Here is a 2,748-nt window from a genome sequence, read left to right as displayed (position 1 = left end):
TGGTGCCTGGCGTGGTTGTCCCGGTCCCTGGCCCACCCGGGCGGCGGGAGCGCCCGCGTTCCAGTGGACCTGACGCGCGGGAGCCGAGGTCGCCGGGCCGATCCGGGTCGGGGCGGCGCGGGGCACCTCGCCGGTTCTGCTCAGGAGCTCCTCGGCCTGACCCATCGCCTCGCCGATGGCACCGGTACCGCGGGAGGGTGGCTGCGCGATGAGCCGCAGCAGCAGGTCCCGGGCGCTCGGCCGGTCGTCGGGATGCTTGGCCAGGGCCGCGCTGACCAGGCCGACCAGCGGCTGCGGCAGACCGCGCAGGTCCGGGGCGGACCCGACGATGCGCATGCCGAGGTCGATGTCCGTACCGTCGCCGAACGGGTGGCGGCCGGTACCAGCGTAGGCAATGAGGATGCCCCAGGCGAAGACGTCCGCCTCCGGACCGATGGGCTGGCCGTGCACCTGCTCGGGCGCCATCCACCCGGCGGAGCCGAAGCCCCATGCCGTGGGCTTCGCCTTCGCGCCCTCAAGGGCCTGCGCGATCCCAAAATCGATCACGCGTGGCCCGGACAGTGAGAGCATCACGTTGCTGGGCTTGAGATCCCGATGGACGAGGCCGGCGCTGTGGATCGCGGTAAGCGCCGTCGCGACCCCCACGGCCAGTCCGGTCAGGGTCGACGAGGTCAGCGGGCCCTTGTCGACCTGCATGTCCAGCCGGACGCCGTCGATGAACTCGGTGACGAGGTATGGCGCGGGCGCATTCGGATCCGCGTCCAGGACTTCGGCGGTGCAGAAGGGAGCGACCTTGCGTGCCGCTTCGACCTCGGCCCGGAACCGGCGGCGGAACTCCTCGTCGGCGGCCAGGTCCGGTCTGATGACCTTGATGGCAACCCGCCGTCCGGCCCGGTTCCTCGCCAGGTAGACCGTGCCCATGCCGCCGACCCCCAGCCGGCTGAGCAGAACGTAGGGGCCGACCGACCGGGGCTCGTGTGGATTGAGCGGATCACCTGGTTCGGAGCGGCCGGGACCCATGCGCGCGGCGTTGTCGGCCACGGTCAGCACCGCACGGCTGTGATCATGACCGCTGTCCACTGCTTGTCACACGAATGCCTCTCGAATCCCGATCCGACGCCTCGTTCCGACCGCCGATCCGTGCCCTCCACCGATCAGCGGAGGTGGGACGGCCCTCGGCGATGCCACCGCGGCCGGCGGCGGGGCTGCTCATGGTTCGGTCTGGTCTACGTTCGCAGTCTGCCGCACTGCCAACGCTTCCAGTCGCACGCGGGCTCCCCGCCGACGGGACCGGTCGGCTCCCCGACAATGCGTTGCCGCCACGGCGCGCAGGCCGCAGCGGATGAGGCCGTAACCGAGGAGGCATCGTGAACCGATGCGTACCAGTGTGGCCAATCTGATGAAGGGCTCGATCTCGGCTCATGCCCGGATCCCGATTGATGTGGCTGGCTCGGTCGGTGTCGCTGTTCTGATGGGAACAGCGGATTCGACAGCGGATTCGATGGATGCGGATAGGGTGACCGTTGTGCTGGCGGAAACGTGACATCCGGTCCGTCCGAGCCCGGCCCACGCGGGGTCGACGGCCCCTGGCTGCTCTGCCCCTGGTGCGGTGGCCCGGTGCCACTGACCCACCTGGCGGCGTCCGACGAGGAACCGGGCGCCCAGGTCGCGGTGTGCACCGGGTGCGGCCGACGGGTCGGTTTCCTGCCGCCGGCCTAGACCTCCAACTCGTTGGCTACGGCGTGCACGACCTTGGCGACCCGCTGGGCGGTCCGCCGGTCGGGATACCGGCCGCGACGAAGGTCCCGCTGCACGTCGTCCAGCACCTTGATCATTTCTTCGACCATGCTGTGCAGCTCGTCCGGACTGCGCCGCGCGGCCTGGGCCGCAGCCTTGGCGACCGACGGCGGGGCGGTCAACAGCCGGACCGACAGTGCCTGGTCGCCACGCCGCCCGGCGGCGACGCCGAACTCGACCCGGTCACCGGGTTTCAGCCGGTCGACCCCGGCGGGCAGGGCGGCCTTGTGCACGAAGACGTCGCCGCCGTCGTCCCGGCTGAGAAAGCCGAAGCCCTTGTCGACGTCGAACCACTTGACTTTGCCGGTGGGCACGGGCGACCTCGTTCTGTGTAACGACAGGACAACGCAACGGAAGATGAGTGATTCCCAGGCTATCCGTCGGCCGCACGTCGCGTGCGTCTTCGGTAGCGATCGGCTGTCGGGTGCGCCCATCTCCCTCCCGTGACAGTGGCCTGGCCCACCGTTCCGCACACATCCTCGTAGGCTGTCGCACGTGTCGGCGAAACCCTCGTCCCGGCAGGTCGGACCCGTGGCCGGCGGTGCGGTAAGCGAGGTCATGGCTCCGGTCGCGACCCCGCCGCCGGTGACCTGGGCGGATCGGCTGGTCCGGATCGGGGCCGTGCTCTTCGGAACCGGTCTGGTCGCCACGGCGGCGGCGGTGATCCCCTTCTTCCTGGGCGCCGAGAATCTGCCGACCTGGCTGAACGCCGTCGCCGGCGGCGGACTGACCATCGGGTTCGCCGTGGCGCTGGTGGGGGTGCTCGCCGCCGCCCGATCCCGGATTCCCGAGGAGAGCGATCCCGATCTCTATGTGAACAACCCACATCCGCCCGACCACGGGGCCCGCAGGGATGCCGATCATCCCGGGGACGCCGACCACCCCGGGGACGGCACCGGTTCGCGGACAGATCCCGTCACCCGCTCCCGGTAGTTCCTTGATCTCACGGCC

4 protein-coding genes are annotated in these 2,748 nt (G+C 70.5%); 2 read left to right on the top strand and 2 right to left on the bottom strand.

Going from position 1 to position 2,748, the window contains the following annotated elements:
* A partial coding sequence (locus tag AC08ON_RS12175; protein WP_476616994.1) for a serine/threonine-protein kinase occupies window positions 1–1,020 on the bottom strand: 1,020 nt, incomplete at its 3' end.
* Window positions 1,021–1,375: 355 nt separating this feature from the next.
* Between AC08ON_RS12175 and AC08ON_RS12170 the strand changes: the two genes are divergently transcribed.
* Complete coding sequence (locus AC08ON_RS12170; protein ID WP_476607884.1) at window positions 1,376–1,543, top strand: hypothetical protein; 168 nt, start codon at window positions 1,376–1,378, stop codon at window positions 1,541–1,543.
* A gap of 172 nt (window positions 1,544–1,715) precedes the next feature.
* Here the strand turns inward: AC08ON_RS12170 and AC08ON_RS12165 are convergent, their stop codons facing one another.
* Window positions 1,716–2,111, bottom strand: coding sequence for a cold-shock protein (locus AC08ON_RS12165; protein ID WP_476607883.1), 396 nt, complete (start codon window positions 2,109–2,111; stop codon window positions 1,716–1,718).
* Between the two features lie 217 nt (window positions 2,112–2,328).
* Between AC08ON_RS12165 and AC08ON_RS12160 the strand changes: the two genes are divergently transcribed.
* Complete coding sequence (locus tag AC08ON_RS12160) at window positions 2,329–2,730, top strand: hypothetical protein (protein ID WP_476607882.1); 402 nt, start codon at window positions 2,329–2,331, stop codon at window positions 2,728–2,730.
* Window positions 2,731–2,748: the final 18 nt, after the last annotated feature.

This window comes from Frankia sp. CoWAU3, assembly GCF_977971855.1.
The sequence above is the reverse complement of the archived record's forward strand: the minus strand, read 5'-3'. Positions and strand labels throughout refer to the sequence as shown.

What these genes read in the sequence shown, in the direction of transcription:
- AC08ON_RS12170 (WP_476607884.1), top strand. Translation starts at nt 1,376, where the DNA reads ATGCGTACCAGTGTGGCCAATCTGATGAAGGGCTCGATCTCGGCTCAT.